General features: G+C 71.6%; 29 protein-coding genes and 1 tRNA gene. 13 read left to right on the forward strand and 17 right to left on the reverse strand.

The genetic code is table 11. The annotated features are described in order from the left end of the window. Nucleotides 1-21 precede the first annotated feature (21 nt). The 3 genes from AC1DZA_RS13990 to AC1DZA_RS14000 are packed head-to-tail and all read right to left on the reverse strand — an operon-like array spanning nucleotide 22 to nucleotide 3,344. A complete protein-coding gene (locus tag AC1DZA_RS13990) occupies nucleotides 22-1,899 on the reverse strand; it encodes a sensor histidine kinase (RefSeq protein WP_476773192.1) in 1,878 nt (625 codons plus the stop codon). A 31-nt stretch (nucleotides 1,900-1,930) separates the two neighbouring features. After that, the gene (locus tag AC1DZA_RS13995; protein WP_056734571.1) at nucleotides 1,931-2,623 is read right to left on the reverse strand and encodes a response regulator transcription factor; all 693 of its coding nucleotides are present in this window, start codon (nucleotides 2,621-2,623) and stop codon (nucleotides 1,931-1,933) included. A 40-nt stretch (nucleotides 2,624-2,663) separates the two neighbouring features. Beyond that, nucleotides 2,664-3,344, reverse strand: coding sequence for a helix-turn-helix transcriptional regulator (locus tag AC1DZA_RS14000; protein ID WP_476773193.1), 681 nt, complete (start codon nucleotides 3,342-3,344; stop codon nucleotides 2,664-2,666). Nucleotides 3,345-3,462: 118 nt separating this feature from the next. Between AC1DZA_RS14000 and folE the strand changes: the two genes are divergently transcribed. Genes folE through AC1DZA_RS14020 form a run of 4 tightly spaced genes read left to right on the forward strand, consistent with a single transcriptional unit; the run spans nucleotide 3,463 to nucleotide 7,007 of the window. Next, nucleotides 3,463-4,095: a GTP cyclohydrolase I gene (gene folE, locus AC1DZA_RS14005; RefSeq protein ID WP_476773194.1), complete on the forward strand. Its 633-nt coding sequence runs from the start codon at nucleotides 3,463-3,465 to the stop codon at nucleotides 4,093-4,095. Beyond that, nucleotides 4,092-5,339 (forward strand): NAD(P)/FAD-dependent oxidoreductase, encoded by a 1,248-nt coding sequence (locus tag AC1DZA_RS14010; RefSeq protein WP_476773195.1) that lies wholly within the window; start codon nucleotides 4,092-4,094, stop codon nucleotides 5,337-5,339. Before folE ends, AC1DZA_RS14010 begins: the two co-directional genes overlap by 4 nt. 37 nt (nucleotides 5,340-5,376) lie before the next feature. Then, nucleotides 5,377-6,297, forward strand: coding sequence for a dihydropteroate synthase (folP, locus tag AC1DZA_RS14015; RefSeq protein ID WP_476773196.1), 921 nt, complete (start codon nucleotides 5,377-5,379; stop codon nucleotides 6,295-6,297). After that, nucleotides 6,294-7,007 carry a pyrimidine reductase family protein gene (locus AC1DZA_RS14020; RefSeq protein ID WP_476773197.1) on the forward strand — a complete coding sequence of 238 codons (714 nt, stop codon included), beginning with the start codon at nucleotides 6,294-6,296 and terminating at the stop codon, nucleotides 7,005-7,007. Before folP ends, AC1DZA_RS14020 begins: the two co-directional genes overlap by 4 nt. A 45-nt stretch (nucleotides 7,008-7,052) precedes the next feature. On the opposite strand, the gene AC1DZA_RS14025 is transcribed toward AC1DZA_RS14020, so the two are convergent. The 4 genes from AC1DZA_RS14025 to AC1DZA_RS14040 form a co-directional block, all read right to left on the reverse strand. Further along, nucleotides 7,053-7,649 carry a dihydrofolate reductase family protein gene (locus tag AC1DZA_RS14025; RefSeq protein ID WP_476773198.1) on the reverse strand — a complete coding sequence of 199 codons (597 nt, stop codon included), beginning with the start codon at nucleotides 7,647-7,649 and terminating at the stop codon, nucleotides 7,053-7,055. 130 nt (nucleotides 7,650-7,779) lie between these two features. Beyond that, nucleotides 7,780-9,420, reverse strand: coding sequence for a DNA repair helicase XPB (locus AC1DZA_RS14030; RefSeq protein ID WP_476773199.1), 1,641 nt, complete (start codon nucleotides 9,418-9,420; stop codon nucleotides 7,780-7,782). A 64-nt stretch (nucleotides 9,421-9,484) separates the two neighbouring features. Further along, entirely contained in the window at nucleotides 9,485-11,350 is a 1,866-nt protein-coding gene (locus AC1DZA_RS14035) for a helicase-associated domain-containing protein (protein WP_476773200.1), read from the reverse strand. 9 nt (nucleotides 11,351-11,359) lie between these two features. After that, the gene (locus AC1DZA_RS14040; protein ID WP_309977648.1) at nucleotides 11,360-11,635 is read right to left on the reverse strand and encodes a multidrug ABC transporter ATPase; all 276 of its coding nucleotides are present in this window, start codon (nucleotides 11,633-11,635) and stop codon (nucleotides 11,360-11,362) included. Between the two features lie 109 nt (nucleotides 11,636-11,744). Here AC1DZA_RS14040 and AC1DZA_RS14045 point away from each other — a divergent pair, with 109 nt between their 5' ends. Continuing rightward, nucleotides 11,745-12,125, forward strand: coding sequence for a cold-shock protein (locus AC1DZA_RS14045; protein WP_159603760.1), 381 nt, complete (start codon nucleotides 11,745-11,747; stop codon nucleotides 12,123-12,125). Further along, nucleotides 12,118-12,948, forward strand: coding sequence for a DUF3027 domain-containing protein (locus tag AC1DZA_RS14050; protein ID WP_476773201.1), 831 nt, complete (start codon nucleotides 12,118-12,120; stop codon nucleotides 12,946-12,948). Before AC1DZA_RS14045 ends, AC1DZA_RS14050 begins: the two co-directional genes overlap by 8 nt. On the opposite strand, the gene AC1DZA_RS14055 is transcribed toward AC1DZA_RS14050, so the two are convergent. Both AC1DZA_RS14055 and serC read right to left on the reverse strand, forming a co-directional pair. Beyond that, on the reverse strand, nucleotides 12,924-13,190 hold the full coding sequence (locus AC1DZA_RS14055) for a DUF2530 domain-containing protein (protein WP_476763745.1): 267 nt from the start codon (nucleotides 13,188-13,190) through the stop codon (nucleotides 12,924-12,926). The genes AC1DZA_RS14050 and AC1DZA_RS14055 overlap by 25 nt on opposite strands. A 6-nt stretch (nucleotides 13,191-13,196) precedes the next feature. Further along, nucleotides 13,197-14,312: a phosphoserine transaminase gene (gene serC / locus AC1DZA_RS14060; protein WP_476773202.1), complete on the reverse strand. Its 1,116-nt coding sequence runs from the start codon at nucleotides 14,310-14,312 to the stop codon at nucleotides 13,197-13,199. Nucleotides 14,313-14,381: 69 nt separating this feature from the next. Here serC and AC1DZA_RS14065 point away from each other — a divergent pair, with 69 nt between their 5' ends. The 4 genes from AC1DZA_RS14065 to AC1DZA_RS14080 all read left to right on the forward strand — a co-directional run bounded on the left by AC1DZA_RS14065 (nucleotide 14,382) and on the right by AC1DZA_RS14080 (nucleotide 18,083). After that, the gene (locus AC1DZA_RS14065; RefSeq protein ID WP_476773203.1) at nucleotides 14,382-15,074 is read left to right on the forward strand and encodes an iron-dependent transcriptional repressor DtxR; all 693 of its coding nucleotides are present in this window, start codon (nucleotides 14,382-14,384) and stop codon (nucleotides 15,072-15,074) included. Nucleotides 15,075-15,464: 390 nt separating this feature from the next. Continuing rightward, entirely contained in the window at nucleotides 15,465-16,145 is a 681-nt protein-coding gene (locus AC1DZA_RS14070) for a C40 family peptidase (protein WP_476773204.1), read from the forward strand. 362 nt (nucleotides 16,146-16,507) lie between these two features. Beyond that, complete coding sequence (locus tag AC1DZA_RS14075) at nucleotides 16,508-17,005, forward strand: HNH endonuclease (protein WP_309977661.1); 498 nt, start codon at nucleotides 16,508-16,510, stop codon at nucleotides 17,003-17,005. A 133-nt stretch (nucleotides 17,006-17,138) separates the two neighbouring features. Continuing rightward, entirely contained in the window at nucleotides 17,139-18,083 is a 945-nt protein-coding gene (locus tag AC1DZA_RS14080) for a CHAP domain-containing protein (RefSeq protein WP_476773205.1), read from the forward strand. Nucleotides 18,084-18,338: 255 nt separating this feature from the next. On the opposite strand, the gene AC1DZA_RS14085 is transcribed toward AC1DZA_RS14080, so the two are convergent. Beyond that, nucleotides 18,339-19,379 carry a lactonase family protein gene (locus tag AC1DZA_RS14085; RefSeq protein ID WP_476773206.1) on the reverse strand — a complete coding sequence of 347 codons (1,041 nt, stop codon included), beginning with the start codon at nucleotides 19,377-19,379 and terminating at the stop codon, nucleotides 18,339-18,341. A gap of 91 nt (nucleotides 19,380-19,470) precedes the next feature. Between AC1DZA_RS14085 and AC1DZA_RS14090 the strand changes: the two genes are divergently transcribed. Continuing rightward, nucleotides 19,471-19,542, forward strand: a tRNA-Arg gene (locus AC1DZA_RS14090). 33 nt (nucleotides 19,543-19,575) lie between these two features. Here AC1DZA_RS14090 and AC1DZA_RS14095 read toward each other — a convergent pair. From AC1DZA_RS14095 to AC1DZA_RS14120, 6 genes are all read right to left on the reverse strand, one after another. After that, nucleotides 19,576-20,352 carry a PspA/IM30 family protein gene (locus AC1DZA_RS14095; RefSeq protein WP_476773207.1) on the reverse strand — a complete coding sequence of 259 codons (777 nt, stop codon included), beginning with the start codon at nucleotides 20,350-20,352 and terminating at the stop codon, nucleotides 19,576-19,578. A gap of 2 nt (nucleotides 20,353-20,354) precedes the next feature. Continuing rightward, nucleotides 20,355-20,978: a hypothetical protein gene (locus tag AC1DZA_RS14100; RefSeq protein WP_476773208.1), complete on the reverse strand. Its 624-nt coding sequence runs from the start codon at nucleotides 20,976-20,978 to the stop codon at nucleotides 20,355-20,357. A 195-nt stretch (nucleotides 20,979-21,173) separates the two neighbouring features. Continuing rightward, a complete protein-coding gene (locus AC1DZA_RS14105; protein ID WP_476773209.1) occupies nucleotides 21,174-21,500 on the reverse strand; it encodes a DUF7882 family protein in 327 nt (108 codons plus the stop codon). A gap of 138 nt (nucleotides 21,501-21,638) precedes the next feature. Continuing rightward, the gene (locus AC1DZA_RS14110; RefSeq protein ID WP_476773210.1) at nucleotides 21,639-22,370 is read right to left on the reverse strand and encodes a TMEM175 family protein; all 732 of its coding nucleotides are present in this window, start codon (nucleotides 22,368-22,370) and stop codon (nucleotides 21,639-21,641) included. A 61-nt stretch (nucleotides 22,371-22,431) separates the two neighbouring features. Beyond that, nucleotides 22,432-22,701: a hypothetical protein gene (locus AC1DZA_RS14115; protein ID WP_476773211.1), complete on the reverse strand. Its 270-nt coding sequence runs from the start codon at nucleotides 22,699-22,701 to the stop codon at nucleotides 22,432-22,434. Beyond that, nucleotides 22,698-22,862 carry a hypothetical protein gene (locus AC1DZA_RS14120; RefSeq protein ID WP_159605097.1) on the reverse strand — a complete coding sequence of 55 codons (165 nt, stop codon included), beginning with the start codon at nucleotides 22,860-22,862 and terminating at the stop codon, nucleotides 22,698-22,700. The genes AC1DZA_RS14115 and AC1DZA_RS14120 overlap by 4 nt, the downstream gene beginning before the upstream one ends. 172 nt (nucleotides 22,863-23,034) lie before the next feature. Between AC1DZA_RS14120 and AC1DZA_RS14125 the strand changes: the two genes are divergently transcribed. Then, nucleotides 23,035-24,102 carry an ATP-dependent DNA ligase gene (locus AC1DZA_RS14125; RefSeq protein ID WP_476773212.1) on the forward strand — a complete coding sequence of 356 codons (1,068 nt, stop codon included), beginning with the start codon at nucleotides 23,035-23,037 and terminating at the stop codon, nucleotides 24,100-24,102. Between the two features lie 3 nt (nucleotides 24,103-24,105). On the opposite strand, the gene AC1DZA_RS14130 is transcribed toward AC1DZA_RS14125, so the two are convergent. Next, nucleotides 24,106-24,636 (reverse strand): Lrp/AsnC family transcriptional regulator, encoded by a 531-nt coding sequence (locus tag AC1DZA_RS14130; protein ID WP_476773213.1) that lies wholly within the window; start codon nucleotides 24,634-24,636, stop codon nucleotides 24,106-24,108. Between the two features lie 129 nt (nucleotides 24,637-24,765). Here AC1DZA_RS14130 and ald point away from each other — a divergent pair, with 129 nt between their 5' ends. After that, nucleotides 24,766-25,866, forward strand: coding sequence for an alanine dehydrogenase (ald, locus tag AC1DZA_RS14135; protein ID WP_309977684.1), 1,101 nt, complete (start codon nucleotides 24,766-24,768; stop codon nucleotides 25,864-25,866).

A 25,866-nucleotide genomic window follows, 5' to 3' on the forward strand; every position in this document is an offset into this window, starting at 1 on the left:
CCGGCGCCGTTCACGAGCCCGTCAGCCGGCGGTGACCGACTGCGGTGCTGCGGCTGAGCCGGCCAGCGGGAGCGAGACCCGGAACGTCGCGCCGCCGCCGGGCGTCTCCACCACGTCGACGGTGCCGTTGTGCGCCGCCACGATGGACGAGACGATGGCGAGCCCGAGGCCCGAGCCGCCGGTCTCGCGCGTGCGCGACGTGTCGGCGCGCCAGAAGCGCTGGAAGATCTTCTCCCGGATCTGCGGCGGGATGCCCTCGCCGTGGTCGATGACCTCGATCATCGCGCGCTCGGCCGGGTCGTCGATGGAGACGCGGATGTCGATCGGGCTGTCGTCGGACGTGAACCGGATGGCGTTGGCCATGAGGTTCGTGATGACCTGCCGGATCTTGTTCTCCTCGGCGAGCACCACCGCGCGCCGTACCGGTGCGGTCACCACGGCGCCGCCCTGGCCGGAGGGACTCGTCGCCTCCCCGGGCGAGGAGGCCGTCGCCCGGCCCGCGCCGGACGCCATGGCGGCGGTCTCCGCGACCGTCGCGGACGCGGCATCCGTGGCCGCAGCACGAGATCGCGCCGACTGCCGGCGCGACCCGCCGGATGCGGAGCCGGTGGACTTCGGGCCACCCGGTCGTCGCGGGGCTGTCGCGTGCGTCACCTCGCCGCGTGGTCGACGGCCGCGAAGCCGCGCGAGGGTCGCGCCGGCGAAGGAGATGGCGCCGGTCGCGGGTCGCTCCGCCTCGAGCTCCACCTCGAGCTCGGGCGCCGGGCTCGCGGCATCCGTGGTGCCGACCTCCTCGGGCGCGATCACCGTCACCGTGCGGGCGGGGTTCGCCGCCATCGCGTCGAGCGCGGCATCGCGCGCGAGCGGCACGAGGTCGACCTCGGCGAGCTCGAGCGGCTTGGCCTCATCGAGCCGGGCCAGGGCCAGGAGGTCCTCGACGAGGCCGCCCATGCGGATGGCCTCCTTCTCGATGCGGTCCATGGCCTGCGCGACCTCTTCGGGGCTCTGCAGGGCGCCCATGCGGTAGAGCTCCGCGTAGCCGCGCACCGACACGAGGGGCGTGCGCAGCTCATGCGAGGCGTCGCCGACGAAGCGGCGCATCTGCTCGATGGTGCGCGCGCGATCCCGGAACGCCCGGTCGATGCGGTTGAGCATCGTGTTGAGCGAGCGGTTGAGCCGGCCGACCTCGGTGTTGGGCGTGGCCCCGCCGAGGCGCTGGCTGAAGTCGCCGTCGGCGATCGCGGCGGCCGTGCGCTCCACCTCGCGCAGCGGCGTGAACGTCGAGGTCACGAGCATGCGGGTCAGCAGGGCGCCGATGAGCACGACGCCGAGCCCGAAGCCCAGGAAGATGGTGAGGTAGACGGCGAGCAGCTGCTCGGTCGCCTTCGACGACACGGCGATGATGATCGGCGCGTAGGTGCCGTGCTGGTCGGCCGTCATGAGCGCGGCCACGGCCCGGAAGGTCGAGTTGCCGTCGGCATCCCGCAATGGGAACACCTGGTACCCGCCGGCGTTCTTCTCGTTGACCATCGCGGGCGTCAGCATGGCGGGCAGCTGCGGCAGCTCGGCGCGGTCGCGGTCGCCCCAGTTGTGCGCCCATTTGCCCGTCTGCTCGTCGTAGACGGCGACGAACACGTCTTCGGCGGGCCGGAACGCGAGGTCGTCGAGGTTGGTGCCCGGATCGGCGTCGCCGCCCTCGTCGGTGAAGTACTTCATGAGGTCGCCCGACGCGATGGCCGCGAGCTTGCCCTTCGTCTGCTCCTCGACGTAGGAGCGGAGCATGGCGGCCGTGCCGATGCCGGAGACGAGCAGCCCGAGGGTCAGCATCAGGACCGTCACACCCGTGATCTTGGTGCGCAGGGAGATGCGGTTCCACCGCTCGTTGATCGTCTGATGCATGGCTGCCCGAGTCTAGGCGGCGAAGCCTGAGTCAGGGCTTGGAGGACTTCAGCATGTACCCGAATCCCCGCTTCGTCTGGATCAGCGGCTCGTTCGAGTGCTGGTCGAGCTTGCGGCGGAGGTAGGAGATGTAGCTCTCGACGATGCCGGCGTCCCCGTTGAAGTCGTACTCCCACACGTGGTCGAGGATCTGGGCCTTCGAGAGCACGCGGTTCGGGTTCAGCATGAGGTAGCGGAGCAGCTTGAACTCGGTGGGGGAGAGCTCGACGGGCACGTCGCCGACGAGCACCTCGTGGGTGTCCTGGTCCATGGTCAGCTCGCCGGTGCGGATGACCGCGTCCTCCTCGGCGTGCATGGTGCGCCGCAGGATCGCCTTGATGCGCGCCACGATCTCGTCGAGGCTGAACGGCTTGGTGACGTAGTCGTCGCCGCCGACCGTGAGGCCGGTGATCTTGTCCTCGGTGTCGTCCTTCGCGGTGAGGAACAGGATGGGGGCGGTGTAGCCCGCCGAGCGGAGTCGCTTGGTGACGCCGAACCCGTTCATGTCGGGCAGCATGACGTCGAGGATGATCAGGTCGGGCTCCTCCTCGAGCACGGCCGAGATGGTCTGCGCGCCGTTGCCGACGGCGCGCACGGCGAAGCCGGCGAACCGGAGGCTCGTGGTGAGGAGATCGCGGATGTTGGGCTCGTCATCGACGATGAGAATGCGTGGTCCATCGCTCATGGGGTCATTCTCTTGACGTTCGCTGTGATCTGCCTGTGAGTCACTTGGATGCTCCGGATGCCGCGGAGATCCGCAGGCAGCATCCGCCCGCGCCCGGATCGAGGTGCACCCGATCGGCATCGTCGCCCACCTCCTGCGCCATGGCGCAGACCAGGGCGTGGTTGAGGTCGCAGACGACCTCGGGATACTGCGCCGCGAGCTTGTGGAAGGGGCAGGTGCCGAGCACGGTGTCCCCGCCGTCGGGGCGCGGTTCGAACCCCGACCGTTCGAGGGCGACGTCGAGCGCCGGTGCGCCGAGGGCGAGGCGACGGCCGGCGCGATCGGCCGCGTCGTGCAGCGCGGCCTTCGGAGAGGCGCCCGTCATCGCCTGCTGGATGGCGTCGGCCATGACACCGCCGGCGACGGCGTACAGGCGACGGGGCAGGTCGAGCGCGAACTCCCGGTCGCTGCGCCGGTAGAGCTTCGACGGCCGCCCCGCCCCCGGCCCGGAGCGGCCGTTGAGGCGGCGGAACTCCACGGCGAGCAGGCCCGCTGCGGCCAGGCGCTCGAGGTGGAACGCGGCGGTGGAGCGAGGCAGGTCGAGCATACGGGCGACGACGTCTCGGCTGACGGCCTCGTCGTGCTCGACAACGGCAGCGTAGACGCGTCGCCGCAGCGGATCGGTCAGGACCGCCGCGGCCGACCAGCGGTCATCGTCGGAGCCGCCGCCATGGGATGCCATGCTCGGCAGCCTACTCTAAAAACAGGAAGCATTGACAGAAGAATGCCGCCGACCTAGCGTCGAGGGAAAGCGCGGAAGGGGCCACCGGCCCCGCCGAACGACACGCTGGAGGTGCTGCATGAGCCCCGACGGAACGCCCGCCCTCGTGCCGCTGCACGCCGTCGCCTGCGACGAGGCGCCCCCGATCGACCGCGATCGCGCGCAGCGCGCGATGGCCGACCTGCTCGCCGCCCTCGGCCAGGACCTCCGGTCCCCGCACCTCGCCGACACGCCGCGGCGCGCGACCGACGCGCTCATCGAACTGCTGACGCCCGAGCCCTTCCGGGTCACCACGTTCCCGAACGACGAGGGATACGCCGATCTCGTGCTCCTGACCGACATCCCGTTCCACTCGCTCTGCGAGCACCACCTGCTCCCGTTCCGCGGCGTCGCACACGTCGGCTACGTGCCGGGGGACCGCCTCGTCGGCCTCTCGAAGCTCGCGCGGATCGTCGAGCACGTGTCGAGGGCGCTTCAGGTGCAGGAGCGGATGACAGAGCAGATCGCCGAGTGGCTCGACGTCGAGCTCGCCCCGCGCGGCGTGGGCGTCGTGCTCGAGGCCGAACACCTCTGCATGACCCTGCGCGGGCCACGTATCGTGGGCAGCGTGACCACGACGAGCAGGTTCTCCGGACTCCTCACCGACGATCCGCGCCTCCGGCAGGCATTCGAGTCGCGGTGCGCGACCCGGGGAACGGGGCGGGCCGCATGAACGGCGAGCGGGGCATCCTGATCATCGGCGGCGGCCTGGCAGGCGCCCGCGCGGCGGAGGGGGCGCGGGCGGCGGGCTACGACGGGCCGGTGCGCCTCGTCGCGGCTGAGGACGCGATGCCGTACATCCGTCCACCGCTCTCGAAGGAGTTCCTGAACGGCGGCGGCTCCCGCGACGACCTCGACGTGCATCCCGGCGAGTGGTATGCCGAGCACCGGGTCGACGTGCTCCGCGGCATCCGCGCCACGGCGCTGGACCTCGCCGCCCACCTGGTGCGGCTCGACGACGGACGCGACCTCGGCTACGACCGACTGCTGCTCGCAACGGGGTCGGAGCCGCGCCGGTGGCCGGGCGCGGGCGCCGACCTCGCCGGCGTGCACACGCTCCGCACGGTGGGCGACTCGATGGCGCTCCGCGAGCTCCTCTCGCCGGGTGGCCGTCGCATCGCCCTCATCGGCAGCGGATGGATCGGGCTCGAGGTCGCTGCGGCCGCGCGCGGGTACGGCAACGACGTCACGGTCGTCGCGCCCGACGCCGTGCCGCTCGAGGGCGCGATCGGCCGCACCGCGGGTGAGGTCTTCGCCCGCCTGCACCGCGAGCACGGTGTCGACCTCCGCATGTCGACCAGGGTCGAGGCGATCGGCGGCGATGACGGTCGCGCGACCGGCGTGGCACTCGAGGGCGGCGAGGTCCTGGGGGCCGATGCGGTGATCGTCGCCATCGGCGCGTCCCCCGTCACCGGCCTCGCGGAGGCGGCCGGCATCGAGGTCGACAACGGCGTCATGACGGATGCCGCGTTCCGCACGAGCGCCGACGACGTCTACGCCGTGGGCGACGTCGCGAACGTGTACCAGCCCTTCCTCGGCCGGCACCTGCGCACGGAGCACTGGGCGACCGCGGAGCACCACGGCCCCGCCGCGGGCCGCTCCATGGCGGGCGAGCGCATCGAGTTCGACGAAGCGCCCTACTTCTACACCGACCAGTACGATCTCGGCATGGAGTTCTCGGGCTACGGTCCTCTGATGGCCGGCGTCGAGCCGGTGTTCCGCGGCGACGTGCCGGGGCGCGAGTTCATCGCCTTCTGGCTGGCCGACGAGCGGGTCGTCGCAGGCATGAACGTCAACGTCTGGGACGTGAACGAGCAGGTGCAGCAGCTCATCCGCTCGCGTGCCCGCATCGACGGCGCCCGGCTCGTCGACCCGGCCGTGCCCCTCGAGCGCCTCGTCGACGAGGCGACGGCATGACCTGGCCCCGCTGGGCGAGCGCCGCACGGGTCTCCGCGTGAGCGGCCCGCTCGGGTGGGTCGAGCCCGAGTTCGCCCATCCGGTGCGTCGCATCGCGGGTCGCGAGGTCGACTTCCGACGTTCCATCGCCGTCATGGCCGTGGTCAACCGCACCCCCGACTCGTTCTACGACCGCGGCGCGACCTTCGGCCTCGACGCGGCCGTCGACGCCGGCCGGCGCGCCATCGCGCAGGGCGCCGCGTGGATCGACATCGGCGGCGCGAAGTTCGGCCCGGGTCCGGCGATCCCGGTGGGCGAGGAGATCGATCGCGTGGTGCCGGTCGTGGCGGCGCTCGCGGGCGCGGGGGCCGCGCTCTCCGTCGACACGTTCCACGCCGAGGTCGCCGCCGCGGCCATCGCGGCCGGCGCCGACGTCATCAACGACACCACGGGCGTGCACGACCCGGCGATCGCGGAAGTGGTCGCGACATCCGCTGCCACGCTCGTCATCACGCACAGCCGCGCCGAACCCCGCCAGTGGTTCCCGCGGCCCGAGTACGACGACGTCGTGGGCGAGGTCGCCGCGTTCCTCGAGGAGCGCACCGCACTCGCCGTCGCGCACGGGGTGCCCGAGGAGCGGATCGTGCTCGACCCGGGGCACGACCTGAACAAGAACACGCGCCACAGCCTCGAGCTCACCCGACGGTTCGGCGAGCTCACACGGCTCGGGTTCCCGCTCGTCGCCGCGGTGTCGAACAAGGACTTCATCGGCGAGACGCTCGACCGCGCGCGCGACGCGCGACTCGCGGGTTCGCTCGCCGCCGCGGTCTTCTGCGTCGCCCAGGGCGCCCGCATCCTGCGCATGCACAACGTGGCCGAATCGGTCGACGCGGCACGCATGGTCGAGGCCGTCATGGGATGGCGCGAACCGACCCACCTCAGGCACAACATGTACGACGGCCCGAACGAGGAGCCATGACCGCGCCGACCAGGGAGCAGCTCCTCGAGGCCTACGCGATCGCCGACCGCGAAATGCCCGCGGTGCGGATGAACTTCGTCACCAGCCTCGACGGGGCGGTGACCCTCGAGGGGCGAAGCGGGGGCCTCGGCGACGAGCACGACCGCCTCGCCATGCAGGTGCTGCGCACGCTCGCCGACGTGGTGCTGGTCGGCGCGGGCACGGTGCGGGTCGAGGGGTACGGCGGCCTGCAGGTCGGCGAAGCGGATGCCGCGTGGCGGCGGTCGCGCGGGCTCCCGCCGCAGCCCCGGCTGGCCGTGGTCTCGTCGCGTCTCGACCTCGGTCCCGAGCATCCGGTGTTCGGGCGCGCTGTGGAGCGGCCGATCGTCGTGACGCGCGAGGCGGCGCCCGACGACCGACGTGACGCGCTCGCCGAGGTCGCCGATGTGCTGGTGTGCGGCGAGGACACGGTCGACCTCGCGGCGATGCTCGACGCCTTCGCCCGCCTCGGCCTGGGGCAGGTGCTCTGCGAGGGCGGCCCGCACCTGTTCGGCTCGCTGGTCGAGTCGGATCTCGTCGACGAGCTGTGCCTCAGCCTGAGTCCGCTCCTCGTGGCGGGCGGCGCCGGCCGCATCGTGCGCGGGGCGCCCGAGGTCGAGCACCGGATGCGGCTCGTGCATGCGATCCCCGCCGGCGACCTGCTGCTGCTGCGGTACGCGCGGGCGCGCTGACGCGGTCGGACGCGCTGACGCGGCGGGCGGGCCCGCCTCCGCGGGTCAGCGCACCGGCCGGTACGCGAGGTGCGTGACGAGCGAGGTCCCCCGTGACGAGACCTGCTCGAACGCCGCCGGCGGCACCCCGTCGAAGAGGCGATGGCCCGCCCCGATGATCGTGGGCGACACGTGCACGCGAACCTCGTCGACGAGCCCCGCGGCGAGGAACTGGTTGACCGTCGTGGCGCCACCGACGATCACGACGTCGCGGTCGCCGGCGGCCGCCGTGGCCCGCTCGAGCGCCGAGTGCAGTCCCGCCGTCACGAAGTGGAACGTGGTGCCGCCCGCCATGGCGAGGTCGGGTCGTTCCCGGTGCGCGAGGACGAACACCGGCGCGTGGTAGAGCGGCTCGTCGCCCCACCACCCGCTCCAGTCGAGGTCCCACTCGCCCCGGTCCGGGCCGAACATGTTGCGCCCCATGATGAAGGCGCCCGCGTCGAGCATGGCGTCGAACTCGTCCCGATTCTCCGCGCCGTCCTCGATCATCCAGTCGTAGAGGCGGTTGTGCTCGATCCTCCCGAAGGGCAGGTCGCGGGTCTGGCCGGGTCCGGCCATGTAGCCGTCCATCGAGACGGCGACGTCGCAGACGACGTTGGACATGGGTGTCTCCTCCCTGCAAGACCGATTGCGAAGTGCAATCGGTATGTCGAGAGGGTAGCCATTCCGCTTGCAGTCTGCAATCGGTTTTTCACGCATGCGGGAGACAGGGCGGTTCCGACGGGTGCAGTGGTTACGCCGCGAGCCCGTGCGCGTCGAGGATCGTGTAGCTGTAGCCCTGCTCGGCGAGGAACCGCTGCCGGTTCTGCGCGAAGTCCTGGTCGACGGTGTCGCGCGCGACGAGGGTGTAGAAGTTCGCCGAGAGTCCCGACTCCTTCGGCCGCAGCAGGCGGCCGAGGCGCTGGGCCTCCTCCTGGCGCGAGCCGAACGAGCCCGACACCTGGATCGCGACGGTCGCCTCGGGGAGGTCGACCGAGAAGTTCGCCACCTTCGACACGACGAGCACCGGGGTGCGCCCGTCACGGAACTCCTGGAAGAGCCGCTCGCGCTCGTCCACCGGCGTGGCGCCCGTGAGCTGGGGTGCGCCGAGGGTCTCGGCGAGCTCGTCGATCTGGTCGAGGTACTGGCCGATCACGAGGATCCGCTCGCCGGCGTGCTTCGCCACGAGCTCCTTCACCACGCCGAGCTTCGCGGGTGCGGTCGCCGCGAGCCGGTACCGCTCGTCGTCGGCGGATGCCGCGTACGCGAGCCGCTCCGACTGCGGCAGGTCGATGCGCACCTCGTAGCAGGCCGCGGGGGAGATGAAGCCCTGCGCCTCGATCTCCTTCCACGGCGCGTCGAACCGCTTGGGACCGATGAGGGAGAAGACGTCGCCCTCGCGTCCGTCCTCTCGCACGAGCGTCGCGGTGAGGCCGAGGCGACGGCGCGCCTGCAGTTCGGCGGTGAGCTTGAAGACCGGCGCCGGCAGCAGGTGCACCTCGTCGTAGACGACGAGGCCCCAGTCGAGCGCGTCGAGCAGCGCCAGGTGGGCGTACTCGCCCTTCCGCTTCGCGGTGAGGATCTGGTAGGTGGCGATGGTGACGGGCTTGACCTCCTTCACCTGCCCCGAGTACTCGCCGATCTCGTCGGCGGTGAGGCTCGTGCGCTTCAGCAGCTCGTCGCGCCACTGCCTGGCCGACACCGTGTTCGTCACGAGGATGAGCGTGGTGGTCTTCGCGGTGGCCATCGCACCCGCGCCGACGAGCGTCTTGCCCGCGCCGCACGGCAGCACGACCACGCCCGAGCCGCCGTCGAAGAAGTTGTCGACGGCCTTCTGCTGGTAGTCGCGCAGGTGCCAGCTCGTCTGGTCGAGCTCGATCGGATGCGGCGTGCCGGGGGTGTACCCGGCGAGGTCCTCGGCCGGCCAGCCCAGCTTCACGAGCTCCTGCTTGAGGGCGCCGCGCGCCCACGCCGCGACGAGGAAGCTCTCGTCGTCGATCCGCTCGGTGAGCAGCGGCGCGATGCGCTTGGCGTTCGCGACCTCGGTGAGCACGGCGATGTCGCTGGAGTACAGGCGCAGGGCGCCGTCGTCGGTGCGGTCGACGATGAGCCGGCCGTAGCGGCCGACCGTCTCGCGCATGTCGACGGCCACGGTCTGCGGCACGGGGAACTTGGCGTACCGCTCGAGCGTGCCGAGCATGTCCTCGGCTCCGTGGCCGGCGGCGCGGGCGTTCCACAGCCCGAGACGGGTGATGCGATAGGTGTGCACGTGCTCGGGCGCGCGCTCGAGCTCGGCGAAGACCGCGAGGTCGTGCCGCGCGTCCTCCGCGAGCGGATGGGCGACTTCGAGGAGCACGGTGCGGTCGCTCTGCACGATGAGTGGGCCGTCTGACATAGCGTTCGAGTCTACGCCCGCTTGGGGGGACGACGGCCGCCACGCGGCATCCGTCGCTCGCGCCTCAGACGTTGGTGGGCGCCGGGGAGACCGCGGCGATCGCGGAGAGCGGCAGCGTGCGCTCGATGTCGGCCTTGCGATCGCGGGCGCGGAGGCGTCCGTTCGCGACGCTCGCGGGAGCGAGCAGGTAGTCGGCGGTCTGGCCGCCTGGCATGCGGACGGTGACGGTGAGGGTCTCCTTCGCGCGGGCCGCGGCCTCGAGCTGGCGGGCGAGCCACGCCTGCTCGGTGGCGCCGGCGTCGCCCGTCGCGAGGACGCGGTCGAGCAGCGCGGCGACCGGATCGGTCTTCGGCGGCGGCGGGGGAGCCGTGGCGAGGCGATGCCGACGCAGCCGGACGATCTCGCCGTTCCCGTCTTCGGCGGCCACCGGATACCTCGCATCGGAAAGCGCCCAGAACACGACGTCGGGCGTGAACCGGGAGAGGAGCCGGTGCGGGCCCGTCTGGCGCAGCCCGATCGACGAGAGCGACTGGTCGACCGCGAGCGTGCGCACGAGCTGCTCGTCGTCGGAGCGGATCGCGGAGCGCGCCGGGGCGTCGGCATCGTCGGCAGCGGCCACGCGCACCGAGCCGAACCGCGACGCCGCTTCTCCCACGAGATAGGCGAGCGGCTGCGGGATGCCGGTCAGCGAGAGGCCGTGAAGGAACGCGAGGATCGACTCCGACGTCTCGCCCGCGGCGAGCCCCCGGTTCACGGATGCCGCGCTCACGCGATACGTCGATGCGAGGTCGCGGCCCTCGACGTCGGCGAAGCCCCTCAGCCTCGCGTCGAGCGCGGGCTCGAGCGGACCGGGCGACACGATGGAGAGGTCGTGCTGCACGTAGACCTTGTCGACCTGTGCGGGGAAGTGCGCGGCGAGCAGCCGCGCGGCGCGATCGATGTCGCCGGCGAGCACGAGCCGACCGGTCTCGACCGGTTCGCCCGCGACGGCGAGGCCGAGCGACTCGGCGTCGCCGACCAGACGGTCGAGGCCCTCCTCGATCCAGCGGCCACCGGCCGGGTAGAACCAGTGCACGTCGTCGCGCAGGTCGGTCGCCGTGAGGTGCTCGCTGCGGCGCGCGACGAGCTCGCGGAGCGGAGCGGGCACGCGGTCGCGCCAGCATTGCGCGAGGCGGCGCCACCGGGCGGCGGCGCTCTGCTGCGTCCACTCGGCCCCGAGGTCGGACTCGAGCCAGAACGCGCCGTCGCGCACCACGAGGCCGGCCTCGTCGGCGCGGTGGAAGAGGCGGGGCAGCGCCTCGAGGGCGATGCCGCTCGACTCGGCGAGGCGCTTCGAGTCGGGCAGGGCGAGCCCGCCCTTCGCGAGCTCGCGCGCGGGCTGCAGCCCGAGCTCGGCGAGCAGCTCGGCGGTCGCCGCGACGGTGGCGTAGGCGGCCTCGGCGGCGTGGCGCTCGAGCAGGCTGCGGTCGACCTGGTCGACGCTCACGAGCACGGGCGGCGCCGGTGCCGCGAGGTCGGCCGCCGTCGGGATGTCCCTGGGGGTGTGCACGGCCAGGCGTGCCGACACCGCGGTGGGCACGTGGACGCGCTTGGAGGTCTCGACGACGAGGAGGAGGGCGCCGAGCCTGGCCAGGAGTGCCGGCGCGGCATCCGCCAGTTCGTCGGATGCGCCGAACTCGACCAGCTGGTCGTGCACCGACGCCGCCGTGGCGTCGCCGTGCTCGTCCGCGACGGCCGATGCGGCGGCGAGCACCGCGAGGTGGCGGCGATCGAGCCGGCTCAGCGCATGGTCGATCGAGTCAGGGGCGAGCAGCACCTCGGCAAGGTCGAAGAGGTCGCGCACGCCGACGGGGTCGAACTCGCGCGACTGCAACGCCGACGCGAGATCTGTTCGCGACAGCTCGCGGAGACGTGCGGCGAGCTCCAGCACGGCGGCGGGTCAGCTCGATCCGGTGCGACCGGCGCGCGATCGTCGCACGCCGTTCACGATGAGGAGCGCGATGAGCAGGAGGAAGGCGATCGGCAGCCCGAACAGGGGCAGCGTGAGCACCAGGGGCCAGACGCCCTGGCTGAAGCCGTCGTCGGCTCCTGCGCCGTTGGCCGTGCCGATCATGACCGCGATGAACGCGAGGATCGAGATGGCCACGATGGCGACGAACATGTAGGCGAGGATGCGCTCGGCACGGTGCTGGGTGATGGGGCCTGAGTCGCTCACCTCACCAGAATAGGGCAGCGGGCGGACGCAGGGCTCCCGGGCTTCTAGACTGGACCGAGGACGGAAGCCCATTCGGCCCGTCCATCCCCACGCGAGCGAGGTTCACACGATGCCCACCGGCAAGGTCAAGTTCTACGACGAGGAGAAGGGGTTCGGCTTCATCAGCTCCGATGACGGCCAGGAGGTCTTCCTCCACGCATCCGCTCTTCCCGCCGGCGCGACCGTGCGTGCGGGCACCCGTCTCGAGTTCGGCGTCGCTCAGGGCAAGCGCGGGGCGCAGGCGCTCTCGGTGCGGGTACTCGAGGCGCCGGTCAGCCTCGCGAAGATCAATCGCAAGCCCGCCGACGACATGGCCATCATCGTGGAGGACGTCGTGAAGGTGCTCGACGGCATCGGCGCAGACCTCCGGCGTGGCCGCTACCCCGACAAGTCGAAGTCGCGCACGGTCGCGGCGGTGCTGCGCAAGGTCGCAGACGATCTCGATGCCTGAGCAGCCGGGTCCCGTCGACGAGGTCGACGCCACCCCGATCGACCAGCCGGCGGATGCCGCGCCCGTGTCGACCGATGAGCCGGCGGATGCCGCGGCGGTGACCGTCGACGAGCCTGCGGATGCCGCGGCGGAGACCATCGACGAGGCTGCGGATGCCGCGGTGCCGGTGTTCGAGCCCGACGCGATCCTCCTCGACGCCGTCGACCTCGCCCGTCGTGCGCTGCTCGAGGTGACCCCGCCCGAGACCGTCGGATCCGTCATCGGGCACGTCGCCGAGGGCGAGCACGTGCTCACCATGCTGTTCGCCGCCGACCTCGCGGGGTACCCGGGCTGGCGGTGGAGTGTCACGATCGCCCGGGTCGACGACGGCGAGCCGACGGTGCTCGAGACCGAGCTGATGCCCGGCGACACCGCGCTGCTGGCGCCCGAGTGGATCCCGTGGTCCGAGCGGCTCGCCGACTACCGCGCGGCACAGCAGGCGGCTGCGGCCGCCGCCGCGGAGGCCGCCGGCTCGGACGACGAGCACGACGATGACGAGCACGACGACGGCGACGACGAGCACGACGACGACTTCGATGAGGACGACGACGAGGACGACGACTCGGATCTCGACGAGGACGACGACTCGGATCTCGACGATGACGACGATGCGGAACTCGACGCCGCGTTCGGGCACGACGACGGCGACGACGAGTTCGACGGCATCGACATCGACGCCCTCGACGAATCGGGCGACGAGCCGACCGAGGGCGACGACGCGAACCCGGGCGACGACGAGTCGACCGAGGGCGGCGACGGTCAGCCGGCCGAGCCGGTCTCCTGACGGGCGATCCGCCGACGGATCACCTGCACGACCACCAGCCCCACGAGCCCCAGAACGACGCCGGTCGCGCACGCCCAGACGAGCCAGCCCAGGTCGGCCGCCTCGAGCTGGGCCCGGAACACCAGGGTGACGACGAGGGCGACCAGCCACGAGACCGTGCCCGCCAGCACGGCCTTGCGTGCGTCGGCCCGCGCCGGCGCCGGGTCGGGGCGCCGCTCGGAGTCGTTCAGCCAGAGTCGCACCGGACCTCAGCCCAGTCGCTCGAGCACGTAGTCGATCGACGACGTCAGCGCGCGCACGTCGTCGGGCTCGATCGCCGTGAAGGTGGCGACGCGCAGCTGGTTGCGTCCGAGCTTGCGGTAGGGCTCGGTGTCGACGATGCCGTTCTCGCGGAGCACCGACGCGATGCGCGCGGCATCCGTCGACTCGTCGAAGTCGATCGTGACGACGACCTGCGAGCGGTCGGCGGGGTCGGCCACGAAGGGCGTGGTCACCTCGGTGCGCTCGGCCCAGTCGTAGAGCACCGACGAAGACTCGCGGGTGCGGGCGTCGGCCCAGGCGAGGCCGCCCGAGCCGTTCATCCACTCGAGCTGGTTCTCGAGGAGGAGCAGGGTCGCGAGCGCGGGGGTGTTGAGTGTCTGGTCGAGCCGCGAGTTGTCGACGGCGTTCTTCAGCGAGAGGAACTCGGGGATATAACGGTCGCCCGCGGCGATGCGCTCGACGCGCTCGATCGCCGCGGGGGAGAAGAGGGCGAACCAGAGGCCGCCGTCGGAGGCGAAGTTCTTCTGCGGCGCGAAGTAGTAGACGTCGAAATCCGTGGGGTCGACGGCGACGCCACCCGCCGCGCTCGTCGCGTCGATCACGGTGAGCGCACCGTCGTCGCCCTCGACCCGGGCCACCGGGGCCATGACGCCGGTCGACGTCTCGTTGTGCGGCCAGGCGTACACGTCGACGCCCTCGACCGCCTCGGGGTTCGATCGGCCGCCCGGCGCGGCCTTGCGCACGTCGGGTGCCTCGAGCCATGGCGCCGCGGCGGCGCCGGCGAACTTCTGGCCGAACTCGCCGAAGGCGCAGAGCTGCGCGCGCCGCTCGATGAGGCCGGATGCCGCGGCGTCCCAGAACGCGGTCGAGCCGCCGTTGCCGAGCACCACCTCGTACCCGTCGGGCAGGCCGAACAGGTCGGAGATGCCCTGGCGCACCCGGCCCACGAGCTGCTTCACGGGCGCCTGCCGGTGGGAGGTCCCGAGGAGCCGCGGGCCTTCGGCGGCGAGATGCGCCAGCTGCTCGGGGCGGACCTTGGACGGACCGCAGCCGAACCGACCGTCGGCGGGCAGGAGGTCACTGGGGATGACGAGGCTGGGCATGCGCACGAGTCTAGCGAGGGGGCGGCGGCCGCTAGGCTGGATGACGGGCTGCGACAGGGAGGGCTTCTGGTGACGGATCTCATCGACACGACGGAGATGTACCTCCGCACCATCCTCGATCTCGAGGAGGAGGACATCGTGCCCCTCCGTGCGCGCATCTCCGAGCGACTCGGTCACTCCGGGCCCACCGTCTCGCAGACCGTCGCCCGCATGGAGCGCGACGGGCTCGTCGTCGTGTCGGGCGACCGCCACCTCGAGCTGACCCCCGACGGGCGCAGCAAGGCCGTGCACGTGATGCGCAAGCACCGCCTCGCCGAACGCCTGCTGGCCGACGTGATCGGCCTCGAGTGGGAGTACGTCCACGACGAGGCATGCCGGTGGGAGCATGTCATGAGCGAGCAGGTCGAGCGCCGCCTGATCGAGCTGCTCGGCGGGCCCCGCGAGTCGCCGTACGGCAACCCCATCCCTGGGCTCGAAGAGCTGGGCCTGCCCGCGGCCGATCCGTTCATGCAGGGCGTGGTGCGCGTGCTCGACGCGGTCACCGCCAGCGACGAGCCGGTGCGCGGCGTCGTGCGCCGCCTCGGCGAGCCCGTGCAGTTCGATCCCGAGCTGCTCGCCCAGCTCAAGCACGCCGGCGTGATGCCGGGCGCACGTGCGTCGTTCAGCGCAGCCGGGCCGTACATCCTCGTCGAGGTCGACGGTGTCGATGGCGGTCTCGAACTGCCGAGCGAAGTCGCCGGTCACATCTTCGTCGGAGAATAATCCCTGATCACGGCCACTCCGTGATCAGAATGTGACATTCGACCAACCCTCGCGTATCCTCGATCGAGTCCGCCGGCGCCAAAGCCAGCCGGTGGAACGGGATCGAGATCGCCCCCCGGCGCCCACCGCTCGATCCGGAACCCGTGACTGCGCAGCTTGCGCTCCAGGTGGGACGGCCGCACCGGTCGTGGGGCGGCGGAGGTACACGTTTTGGCTCGATTCCCACAGCGACGTCCGACCCGGAAGACGACGCGAGGGGCCGCTTCGAAGGCGATGATCGCCACGAAGTCCCCGACCACCCCACCCACTGAACTCGCAGCGAAGGTCGCCGCGGCACCGTTGCCCTCGACCCGCCGACTGCGGCGCGGTGGACTCGCGAACGTCCTCGTGATGACCGTCGCCGCCGGCATCGTCGGCACCCTCGCGATCCCCGCCTACGCGTTCACCCCCGGCAGCGAGGGCCCGCAGTTCGGCACCTCGGCCGAGACGGCGTTGACGAAGGCGCAGGCGCAGTCCGTCGAGGTCACCGACGACGTGATCGCGGCGCCGGTCACGACCGACGCGTATGCGGCCACGACGGCCGAGGAGATCAAGGCGGCGGCCGATGCCGCAGCTGCGGCCGCCGCCGCCGAGGCCGCGCGCCAGGCCGCGGAGTCGCAGATGACCTCCTACGCGGCGTCCTACTCGGGCCCGTCGGTCGGCGACTTCCTCGCGAACCCGCCGTACCCGAACTTCGACCTCGGCAGCGTCTACGGCGTCGCCACGCAGTACATCGGCACGCCCTACGTCTACGGCGGCGCAACGCCGGCCGGCTTCGACTGCTCGGGCTTCGTGATGTACGTCTACGCGCAGTTCGGCGTGAGCATGCCGCACTCCTCGGCCGGGCAGGGAGCCATGGGCACCCGCATCTCCGAGGCGGACGCGCAGCCGGGCGATCTCGTGATCATGGACGGCCACGACGGCTTCTACGCCGGCAACGGCATGATCCTGCACGCACCGTATGAGGGCGCCTCCGTGCGAGTGCAGCCGATCTGGACGAGCGACTACTACATCGTGCGCATCGGCATCTGATTCGTGAACATCTCGTGACACCGCACACGAATGGCGCGCCAGGAAGCCCTGGCGCGCCATTCGTGCTTTACCCTTGAAGCCTGACGATCCGAGAACCGGGCAGGGGAAGCCGATGGTCGCGACGCGCAGCATCCATTCCACGGATGCGCGCGCGCAGTTCCGCCAACGGCGCAGCAGTCAGCCGAGCACGATCCGGGCGAACGCCGCAACGGGCACTGTCTTCATGACGGTGCCCGTTCTTCGTTCTCCGGGCGCATCGCGTTCCTCGGCGACGGCCCTCCCTCCGGCACGCCTTCGTGCGCTCGGCGCGTCAGTCCGTTCACGCGGCTGGAAGCCATCCAGCACCGATCGAAAGGCACTTCATGCGCACCCTCGTGCTCAACGCCGGATATGAGCCGCTCGCCGTCGTCTCGTTCAAGCGAGCGCTGCTCCTCGTCATGAACGAGAAGGCCACCGTCATCCTCCACGACGAGGGCAATCCCGTCTGCGCCGCGAGCGGCTCCTGGGAACGTCCGAGCGTGATCCTGCTCACCCGGTACGTGCGCACCCCGCGGGTGCACGCGGTCCCGGTCAGCCGCCGGGGCGTGCTGCGCCGGGACGAGCACCGGTGCGCCTACTGCGGCCGGTCGGCCGCGACGATCGACCACGTGTTCCCGCGATCCCGCGGCGGTCGTGACACCTGGGAGAACCTGGTGGCGTGCTGCCTCCGCTGCAACAACACCAAGGGCGACCACACGCCGGCCGAGATGGGCTGGGAGCTCCGGTTCACGCCGGGCATGCCCCAAGGGCGCAGCTGGGTCGTGCGCGGATTCGAGCGCCCGCTCCCGCAGTGGGACGAGTACCTCGCCACCGCAGCCTGATCCGCCGTGACATCCATGCGGACGTGCCCTATGGTGGTACGAGTCCGGAGACCCCCGACCTCCGAGATCTCACGAGAAGCCAACCCACTCCGGGCCGCACTGCGGCCTCGAGCGGGATCCGGAGGTTCCACACTTGCACGGTGACGACGAGAACGACGCCCACGAGCGCACGCGCTCTGAGCGGCGAGCGGCCGATCGCGGTCGCATCCGTCGCACCGCGCCGAAGGCCCCTCGCCGCGCACGCTCGGCCCAGGCGGCCGCGGTGTCCGCCGTTCCCGCACCGACGGCCGGTCAGGTTCCCGCGGGGGATGCGGCCCGCCCGGTGATGGGCTCGCCGCGCGCGGTGCGCCGCAACCGGCCCGTGCGCGTGTTCGCCACGATGCTGGTCGTCCCCGCCATCGTCGGCACCGTCGCCCTGCCGGCCTACGCGATCATGCCGGGCGTCGGCGGCTTCGCGGCATCCGGAGCCTTCAGCCTCTCGCGGGCCGAGGCGCAGGACGTCGACGTGTCGGCACTCGCGAGCGGTGCCCCGCTGTCGTCCGACACCTACGCGGTGACCACCAAGGCCGAGATCGAACAGGCCCGCATCGACGCCGAGGAGGCGCAGCAGTCCGCGTGGGCGGCCGAGCTCGCGTCACGCGGCTCCGGCAGCTACGCGATCTACACGGTCAAGGCCGAGGGCGACGACTACCCGTGGTGGGACCAGGTGCCCGACGACTACGGCGGCGGCCTGTCTCCGCTGCGCTACTACTACCGCGAGTGCGTCGACTTCGTCGCGTGGCGCCTCAACCGCGACGCGGGAGTGACCAGCGCCCCGTGGAAGTGGGACTGGAGCAACCTGGCATCGGGCAGTGCGTACGCGTGGGCCGACGCATGGGCCGCCAAGGGGTGGCCGACCTCGAGCGAGCCGGTGATCGGGGCCGTCGCCTGGTTCCCCTACAACCACGTCGCCTACGTGCAGTCGATCAACGCCGATGGCTCGGTCAACATCGAGGAGTACAACCAGAACTCCGACCACTCCTACCACCGTCGCACCATCCCGGCCGGCTCGGCGCTGTACCTCTACCCGCCCGGCTGACCCGCCGCGCCGCGCCGTTGTCGACGCCATGGCGATATCCGCTCGATTTGTTGGACGTCCTGGCCAGTGATCTCGTCGAGCGGCCTCGGTAACGTTGGGCCTCATTCCACGGTGAGGCAGGTGATGGCGATGACGCAGGACTTGGATGAGGCGCGACTCGACGAGATCGCGTGGGTCGACGAGCTCGCGCCGTCCACCTCGGCGATCGTGATCCTCGGCTACAACTGACCGCGGGCCAGCCCAGCCCTGTTCGGTTCAGGGCAGGCGGGCCAGGCAGGCCGGCGCCGGCGTCTGCAGGGTGGCCACGACCTCGGTCGGAACGCCCTCGTCGAGTGCGATGACCGCGATCGAGTCCGATGCCTGGTCGGCGACGAGGGCGAACCGCTCGTCGTGCGACACGTGCAGGTCACGCGGATGCCGCCCGCCCGTCGGCACCGAGGCGAGGCGTTCGAGCGTGCGCGCGTCGGGGTCGAACCGCATGGCGACGAGGGCATCCGCGTCGCGGTCGCCGATGAGCACCGTGCCGGCGCGCGTCATGCGGATCGCGGAGAGCCCGAGCCCGCGCGGCGCGACCCGGTCGTCGACGTCGAACCAGGCCAGCTCGCGACCGGCCTGCAGGTCGAGGACGCTCGCCGTGCGGTCGAGCTCGTTCGCGACGACGGCGAGGTCGCCGGCGATCACGAGGTGACGGGGCCCGGCACCCGGATGCACCTCGACGTCGTGCGACTCGTCATGCCGGAGCCCCTCGGGCAGCGCATCCAGCGCGATCACGCGGATGCGGTCCGACCCCAGGTCGGCGACGAGCAGCCGGTCGCGTGTGGAGTCCACGACCGCCTGGTGGGCATGGGGCGAGGCCTGGCGCTCGGAGTTCGGCCCGCTGCCCGAGAACGGAACGGCGTGCACGGCGTCGGCCGCGGCATCCGGAGCCGACGGATGGGCCGTGAGGCGGCCGCCTGAGTAGTTCGCCGCGAAGATCCAGTCGCCCGACTCGTCGAAGGCGAGGTGGCAGGGGTCGGCGGCGCCGGTGCGGCCGGGTTCGCCGAAGGCTCGAAGTTCGTCGCCCTCGACCGTCCACGTCGAGACGAGCCCGTCGGCGAGCTCGTGCACGATGCCGAGCACGCCCGTCGCCGCCGAGACCGCGAGGTACATCGGATTCGGTCCGACCTCGACGACGTCGCCGAGCGTCGCGGTGCCGTCGGCGGCCATGTCGAGCGGTCGGATGCCGCGTGCCGCCGATCCGAGCGCACCGAGCGTCGAGGCGCCCACCCAGAACCTCGTGGTCTCCGCACCGGTCATCTCGACTCCTCGTCTCACGGCCGGGCCGCGCTCTCGAGCGCCACGGGCGCCGCAGGACACGCTATCGCGAGCCGGTAGACTCGTGCGGTCAGCCTCTGTAGCTCAATGGAAGAGCAGTTCCGTCCTAAGGAAAGGGTTGGGGGTTCGAGTCCCTCCAGGGGCACTCTCTCACCGGGTGCGGGGTCACCCCCGGTGCTCAGCCTCGTCCGATGCTCAGCCACCCGTCGGGGGCGTCGCCGGGGGAGCGTCCGCTCGAGGCCGAACCTGCCGGCGCCGCTCCGGCGTTGCGCAGCGCCTCGAGCTGGCGATCCACGTCCGCCTTCGCGGTCACGGCCGCCAGCTGCTGCTCGATGTCCGCGTCGGGTGTGGCGGTGAGGTCCTGCAGCGCACCGCTCGCGAGCAGCTCGTCGGTCGCGGCGGCACGCGCCTGCATCTGGGCCACGCGGTCGCGAGCGCGGTCGAGGCTCGTGCCGACGTCGCTCATGGCGTTGCCGACGCCCGCGACCGCCTCGTTCGCCCGGACCTGCGCCTCGGACGCGGTGTAGGTGGCCTTGATGGTCTCCTTCTCGATGCGGAACGCGGCGACCTGCTCGGTGAGCCGGCGCTCGCGCTCCTGGAGCTGCGCGGTCTGCGTGTCGAGGGCCATGAACTGCTGCTGCAGCTTGCCCACCTGGTTCTCGAGCAGCGCGCGGCGCTCGAGGGCGGCCCGGGCGAGGTCCTCGCGACCGTGGACGACGGCGTCGCGAGCCTGGGTTCCGAGGCGGGCGTACCTCGTGCCCAGCTCCTGCCCCTGCAGCTCGAGCCGCTTCTTCGCGGTCGCGACCTCTGCGACCGCCTGTCGCACCTGCTGCAGGAGCTTCACCTGCTGGTCGTAGCTGTCGTCGAGGGTGTCGCGGGGGTCCTCGATCCTGTCGAGGGCCTTCGTGGTCTTGCTGCGGAAGATGGTGCGCATCCGCGCGCTGTTGCTGCTCATGGTCAGATCCCTTGTGTCGAGCGGTTGGAGCGGACGATGGTCGGCTGCCGGAGCGGTTCTGGGGCCTCGTGGCCGTCGAGCCGGCGCAGTTCCTGCACGCCCGCATGCAGTGCGGCGATCTCGCGATCGACATCGCCGTCGAGCGTGGTGAGCACGTCGTCGGTGGAGCCCGCGAGCACGGCGGCGACGGTCGTGCGCATGCGGCCCACGAGGCCCGTCACCTGTTCGACGCGGTGCCGCGCCGCAGGCAGGGACTCGCCGAGGACGGCGGAGTCCGTCTCGCTCTCCATGAGCCGCAGCTGGAGGTCGAGCGCGGCGCTCTCCTCCTGGATGCGCCGGAACAGCCGCGGCAGGTCGCCACGCGGCCCGTGGCCGCTCGCGAGCAGATCGATCGCGGACTGCCCGCTAGTGAGCGTCTCGGCGAGGCGCACGCGAAGCGCGAGGACGCTACGCTGCGGTCCGTGGCTGAGCGCGGCACGCGTCCGCAGGACGGTTCCGCCCACGGCGCGGCTGCGACGGACGCGTCGGTACAGCGCTCGCAGCACGAGGACGACCGTCACGATCGAGGCGACCCCGATCGCGATCACGATCCCGAGCGCCGCCAGCACCCATTCGAGGCCGCTCATGACGGCCGCTCCAGCTCTTCCATGTCCCCGCCTTCGTCCCGTCGTCGCCACGGCGCGTCCCGGACGTCGGGCGATCGACCCGTGCCGGCAGGAACGCGATATAGCGCGATCAAACGCGATATAACGCGAGCGTACGCCGGGAGCGGCCCGAACGTTAGTCCTCCGGTCGAATTCGCAGGGAGCGCATCCGACCGATCAACCGACGACCGGCGCCTCGGCGGCCGCCACCGGCTCCGTCTCGGGCGGCTCCGGCACCACGATCAGCCCGCCAGCCGAGTTCGCGATGAGGGCCAGGTCCTCGAGCCAGGCGCGGTTGAGCCGCGGGCGCCGGTTGCCGTGGTAGACGAACGCCACCGGGGTGTGCGGGCTCAGCCAGATGGTCATCGAGCGGCGTTCGTCGCTCCAGGTGAACGGGAAGCTCTCCCGCCGCCGCAGCTTGTTCACGATGATCACCTGCAGGTGCGCGAGGGTCCGATCATCGAACTCCGCCGCGTGGTCGGCGTCGTACAGCAGAGAGCCCATTCCACTCCGTTCCGGGCACGCCGGCGAGGAACTGCGCGGATGCGCCGGCCGGATCGGATCGATCATTCCGGGCCGGACCGGATCGCGGGAGGGTCTTGACTTCGGGCCCTCCCTTCCGGCACGCGCCGGCGGCGGTGGCTACGCGCGCGACCCGGTGGGCGGCTGGAGATCGTCGCGACGACGGATGCCGCGTGCTGCGGCATCCTCGGCCACGATGCGGGCCACCCGCCTCGACGACCACAGGCCGACGAGCGGGTTGACCACGACGAGCAGCGCCCAGGTCCAGCGCCCGGCGTCGGCGCCGAACGCGTACGCGATGGGGATGGAGGCGAGGAAGATCGCCGGCGTGGTCATCGTGTCGATGAAGTTCACCCGGTCGGCTCGCCGGGGCAGCGGCGCGATGAGCGCGCCGTCCCGGCGGGCGACGGCGAAGACCGCCGACTGCGCGAACACGGCGCAGCTGATGTTCACGGCGTAGACGGCCACCGCGAGGGGAGCATCCGCCGAGCCCTCGTCGCTGATGCCCTGCGTGGAGAACGGGATGAGCACCACGAAGGCGATGGCGACGAGGTTCGCGACGATGGTGCCCGGCGTGACGGCGCGGAACCCCGAGACGATGCGGTGGTTCACCCGCCAGAACACCGCGATCACCGCGAAGCTCACCGCGAAGCCGAACAGCTGCCATTCCAGGCCGCTGGCGAGCAGGGCGGGGAGGCTGGTCCAGTCGACCGCACTCGGGGGATCGATATTGACGACGAGCAGGGTCAGCGCGAACGCGTACACCGCGTCGAAGAAGGTGAAGGCGCGCGCGAACTCCACGGTGTCGCGCTCGTAGCGCGGCCGATCGACGACCGCCCGTTCACTGCCCACGTCAGGAGTGTGCCCGGCGTCGGCCCGGCCGAGGCATCCGACGCGCCGTCAGTCCCAGCGGTCAGTCCCAGTCGACCGCGTGCATCCAGCCGGCGATGTAGGCGCGCTCGTTCACGCCGAGGCGCACGCCGCCGCGGGGCACGGGCTCGTGGTCGAGTTCGCAGAGGTCGAAGATGCGGCGCACGATGACGCCGCGCAGGGGCGCGTCGAGGTTCTCGAGCACCTCGCGCTGCAGGGGACGTTCGAGCATCGGCCACCAGAGGCCGATGGGCGGGAGTCCGTGGCCGGTTCTCGGGCGGTCGTCGTGCGCCGGCTCGAGGGTGGAGGTCATTGCGCCGGCTCCTCGCTCAGGTGACCCGTGTCGGGGTCGCGGACAACGACGTGCTCGTCGGGGTCGGCGTCGTGCTCGGCCTGCTGGTGCTGTTCGACGGCCTCGACCGCCTCGTCGAGCTCCTCCGCCGCATTGGGATCGGTGGGGGCGGGATCGGTCATCGCTCACTCCTCGCTCACGGCCGACCGCGACTGCGAGGTCCGCCGACTTCGACGGTACGCGCGCGCGCGAGGCGGGCACAGGGGATTGACCCGCCCGAGGGGCGGTGCTACCCGGCGCGCCTCCTTCGCCTTCGGGGCTGCGGTCCGTCGCCGAGCGGACCAAGATGGACGGATGGACCTCCCGGTGATGCCGCCCCTCTCGCCCATGCTCGCCAAGTCGGTGAAGGAGATCCCCGACGTCGGCCACGTGGAGCCGAAGTGGGACGGCTTCCGCACCATCGTCTTCAAGGACGGCGACGAGATCGAGCTGGGGAGCCGCAATGAGCGCCCGATGACGCGGTACTTCCCCGAGCTGGTGGCGGCCCTTCGCGAGAACCTGCCCGCCCGGTGCGTGATCGACGGCGAGATCATCCTCACCTCCGACGGGCGGCTCGACTTCGACGCACTGCAGCAGCGCATCCACCCGGCCGCGAGCCGGGTCGCCATGCTCGCCGAGACCACGCCGGCCTCGTTCGTCGGGTTCGACCTCCTCGCCGTCGGCGACGAGAACCTGATGGAGGAGCCGTTCGCCGACCGGCGCCGCGGGTTGGAGGAGGCGCTCGCCGCGGCATCCGACCCCGTCTTCATCACCCCGGCAACCGCAGACCTCGCCGAGGCACGCGACTGGTTCACGCGGTTCGAGGGCGCCGGCCTCGACGGGGTGGTGGCCAAGCCGCTCGACGGCACGTACCAGCCCGACAAGCGGACGATGTTCAAGATCAAGCACGAGCGCACCGCCGACTGCGTCGTCGCGGGGTTCCGCTGGCACAAGACCGGGGGGATCGTCGGGTCGCTGCTCCTCGGGCTGTACGACGGAGACGGCCGGTTGCACCACGTGGGAGTTGCGGCGTCCTTCCCGATGGCGCGCCGGGCGAGCCTCGTCGCGGAGCTCGAGCCGCTCGTCGCCGACGATCTCTCGGTGCATCCGTGGGGCGAGTGGGCCGACCAGGAGGCGCACCAGTCGGCACGGCTGCCGGGGGCGGTGAGCCGGTGGAACGCGGGCAAGAACCTCTCGTTCGTGCCGCTCCGCCCCGAGCTGGTCGTCGAGGTGGCGTACGACCACATGGAGGGCGACCGGTTCCGTCACACGGCGCAGTTCCGCAGGTGGCGCCCCGATCGCACCCCCGAGAGCTGCACCTACGAGCAGCTCGAGTCGCCCGACGGGCTCGACCTCTCGGAGATCCTGCCCATCTCGCGGTAGCGCTCAGAGCACCGCGCGCAGTCCGGCCGACAGTGCCGTGTGGTGCTCGAACACCAGGTTCGTCTCGGTGAGCGCGACGGCCGGGTTGGCCGAGAGGTTCTTCAGCACGAACTGCCGCACGTGCTCGCTGTCGCGCACGCGCACGTGGATGAGGAAGTCCTCGGTGCCGCCGAGGAAGAAGAGCTGCGCGACCTCGGGCTCCTGGCGCAGCTCGTCGGAGATCTGCTCCATCAGGTGCCTGGCACCCGGCCGGATGCGCACGCTCACGAGCGCCTGCAGCGTGAACCCGAGCGCGAGCGGGTTGATCTCGGCGGTATAGCGCACGATGACCCCGCGCTCGCGGAGCGACCGCACGCGGGCGAGGCACGTCGAGGGCGAGACGCCGACCGCGCGGGCGAGGTCGACGTTCGGGATGCGCGCGTTCTCGTGCAGCAGGGCGATGATCTGCCGATCGACCTGGTCGAGGGCCAGTGGCCCGGATGCCGCTCCGACGACGCCGGCGCCCGGCTCGCTGATCTGCGGTGCATCGGCCATGAGCCGCCTCTCGCTCGAATGAATGGGATGAATCTGGCCATCATACCGAATTCTGTGCGGCCACTCTTCCCAGACGGCGAACGAGCGGCGACCATTGAGGTACTCATCCACACAGCATTCGGAGTCCCCATGCGCATCGGCGTGCCTGCAGAGATCAAGAACAACGAATTCCGCGTCGCGATGACGCCCGCGGGCGTGCACGCTCTGGCGCAGCGAGGCCACGAGGTGGCCATCCAGTCGGGCGCGGGCATCGGCGCGGGCTACCACGACGCCGAGTACCTGGCCGCAGGGGCGCTCATCGTCGAGACGGCTGCCGAGGCGTGGTCGGCCGAGCTGGTCATGAAGGTGAAGGAGCCCATCGCCGCGGAGTACGGCTTCCTCCGCGAGGACCTCACCCTGTTCACCTACCTGCACCTCGCCGCGGACCTGCCGCTCACCCGGGCCATCCTCGACTCGGGCGTCACCGCGATCGCCTATGAGACGGTGCAGCTGCCCGACCGCTCGCTGCCCCTGCTCACCCCGATGAGCGAGGTCGCCGGCCGCCTCGCCCCGCAGGTCGGCGCGGCATCGCTGCACGCGTCGCAGGGCGGCCGCGGGGTGCTCCTCGGCGGCGTTCCGGGAACCGCGCCGGCGAAGGTCGTCGTCATCGGCGGCGGTGTGGCCGGCGAGCAGGCCGCGGCGACGGCGCTCGGCCTCGGGGCCGACGTCACCGTCTTCGACATCTCGCTGCCGAAGCTCCGCGAACTCGATGCCCGCTACGACCACCGCATCAAGACCCTGGCCTCATCGCCCTACGAGATCGCCCGGCAGCTGAAGGACGCCGACCTCGTGGTCGGCGCGGTGCTCGTGCCGGGCGCGGCGGCGCCGAAGGTCGTCACCGACGACATGGTCGCGGGCATGAAGCCGGGCGCCGTGCTCGTCGACATCGCGATCGACCAGGGCGGATGCTTCGAGGGCTCGCACCCGACGACGCATGCCGAGCCGACCTACCGGGTGCACGACGCCATCTTCTACTGCGTCGCCAACATGCCCGGCGCGGTGCCCGCGACCTCGACGCCGGCGCTCACCAACGCCACGCTGCCGTACGCGCTGAGGATCGCCGACCTCGGCTGGGAGGCCGCGCTCGCCGCGGACCCCGCGCTGGCCCTCGGCCTGAACGCCACCGCCGGGCGGCTCGTCAACGAGGGCGTCGCCGCCGCGCACGGGCTGGAGCTGCAGACCGCGCGCTGA

This window comes from Agromyces sp. P2_B3 (assembly GCF_056404815.1).

Excerpts from the sequence above, each read along its gene's own strand:
- AC1DZA_RS13990 (WP_476773192.1), bottom strand. The coding sequence starts at position 1,899 with ATGCATCAGACGATCAACGAGCGGTGGAACCGCATCTCCCTGCGCACC.
- ald (WP_309977684.1), top strand. The coding sequence starts at position 24,766 with ATGCGCATCGGCGTGCCTGCAGAGATCAAGAACAACGAATTCCGCGTC.
- AC1DZA_RS14120 (WP_159605097.1), bottom strand. The coding sequence starts at position 22,862 with ATGACCGATCCCGCCCCCACCGATCCCAATGCGGCGGAGGAGCTCGAC.
- serC (WP_476773202.1), bottom strand. The coding sequence starts at position 14,312 with ATGCCCAGCCTCGTCATCCCCAGTGACCTCCTGCCCGCCGACGGTCGG.
- AC1DZA_RS14115 (WP_476773211.1), bottom strand. The coding sequence starts at position 22,701 with ATGACCTCCACCCTCGAGCCGGCGCACGACGACCGCCCGAGAACCGGC.
- AC1DZA_RS14030 (WP_476773199.1), bottom strand. The coding sequence starts at position 9,420 with ATGTCAGACGGCCCACTCATCGTGCAGAGCGACCGCACCGTGCTCCTC.
- folE (WP_476773194.1), top strand. The coding sequence starts at position 3,463 with ATGAGCCCCGACGGAACGCCCGCCCTCGTGCCGCTGCACGCCGTCGCC.
- AC1DZA_RS14100 (WP_476773208.1), bottom strand. The coding sequence starts at position 20,978 with ATGAGCGGCCTCGAATGGGTGCTGGCGGCGCTCGGGATCGTGATCGCG.
- AC1DZA_RS14125 (WP_476773212.1), top strand. The coding sequence starts at position 23,035 with ATGGACCTCCCGGTGATGCCGCCCCTCTCGCCCATGCTCGCCAAGTCG.
- AC1DZA_RS14020 (WP_476773197.1), top strand. The coding sequence starts at position 6,294 with ATGACCGCGCCGACCAGGGAGCAGCTCCTCGAGGCCTACGCGATCGCC.
- AC1DZA_RS14095 (WP_476773207.1), bottom strand. The coding sequence starts at position 20,352 with ATGAGCAGCAACAGCGCGCGGATGCGCACCATCTTCCGCAGCAAGACC.
- AC1DZA_RS14010 (WP_476773195.1), top strand. The coding sequence starts at position 4,092 with ATGAACGGCGAGCGGGGCATCCTGATCATCGGCGGCGGCCTGGCAGGC.
- AC1DZA_RS14025 (WP_476773198.1), bottom strand. The coding sequence starts at position 7,649 with ATGTCCAACGTCGTCTGCGACGTCGCCGTCTCGATGGACGGCTACATG.
- AC1DZA_RS14050 (WP_476773201.1), top strand. The coding sequence starts at position 12,118 with ATGCCTGAGCAGCCGGGTCCCGTCGACGAGGTCGACGCCACCCCGATC.
- AC1DZA_RS14075 (WP_309977661.1), top strand. The coding sequence starts at position 16,508 with ATGCGCACCCTCGTGCTCAACGCCGGATATGAGCCGCTCGCCGTCGTC.
- AC1DZA_RS13995 (WP_056734571.1), bottom strand. The coding sequence starts at position 2,623 with ATGAGCGATGGACCACGCATTCTCATCGTCGATGACGAGCCCAACATC.
- AC1DZA_RS14070 (WP_476773204.1), top strand. The coding sequence starts at position 15,465 with ATGACCGTCGCCGCCGGCATCGTCGGCACCCTCGCGATCCCCGCCTAC.
- AC1DZA_RS14045 (WP_159603760.1), top strand. The coding sequence starts at position 11,745 with ATGCCCACCGGCAAGGTCAAGTTCTACGACGAGGAGAAGGGGTTCGGC.
- AC1DZA_RS14130 (WP_476773213.1), bottom strand. The coding sequence starts at position 24,636 with ATGGCCGATGCACCGCAGATCAGCGAGCCGGGCGCCGGCGTCGTCGGA.
- AC1DZA_RS14105 (WP_476773209.1), bottom strand. The coding sequence starts at position 21,500 with ATGGGCTCTCTGCTGTACGACGCCGACCACGCGGCGGAGTTCGATGAT.
- AC1DZA_RS14085 (WP_476773206.1), bottom strand. The coding sequence starts at position 19,379 with ATGACCGGTGCGGAGACCACGAGGTTCTGGGTGGGCGCCTCGACGCTC.
- AC1DZA_RS14000 (WP_476773193.1), bottom strand. The coding sequence starts at position 3,344 with ATGGCATCCCATGGCGGCGGCTCCGACGATGACCGCTGGTCGGCCGCG.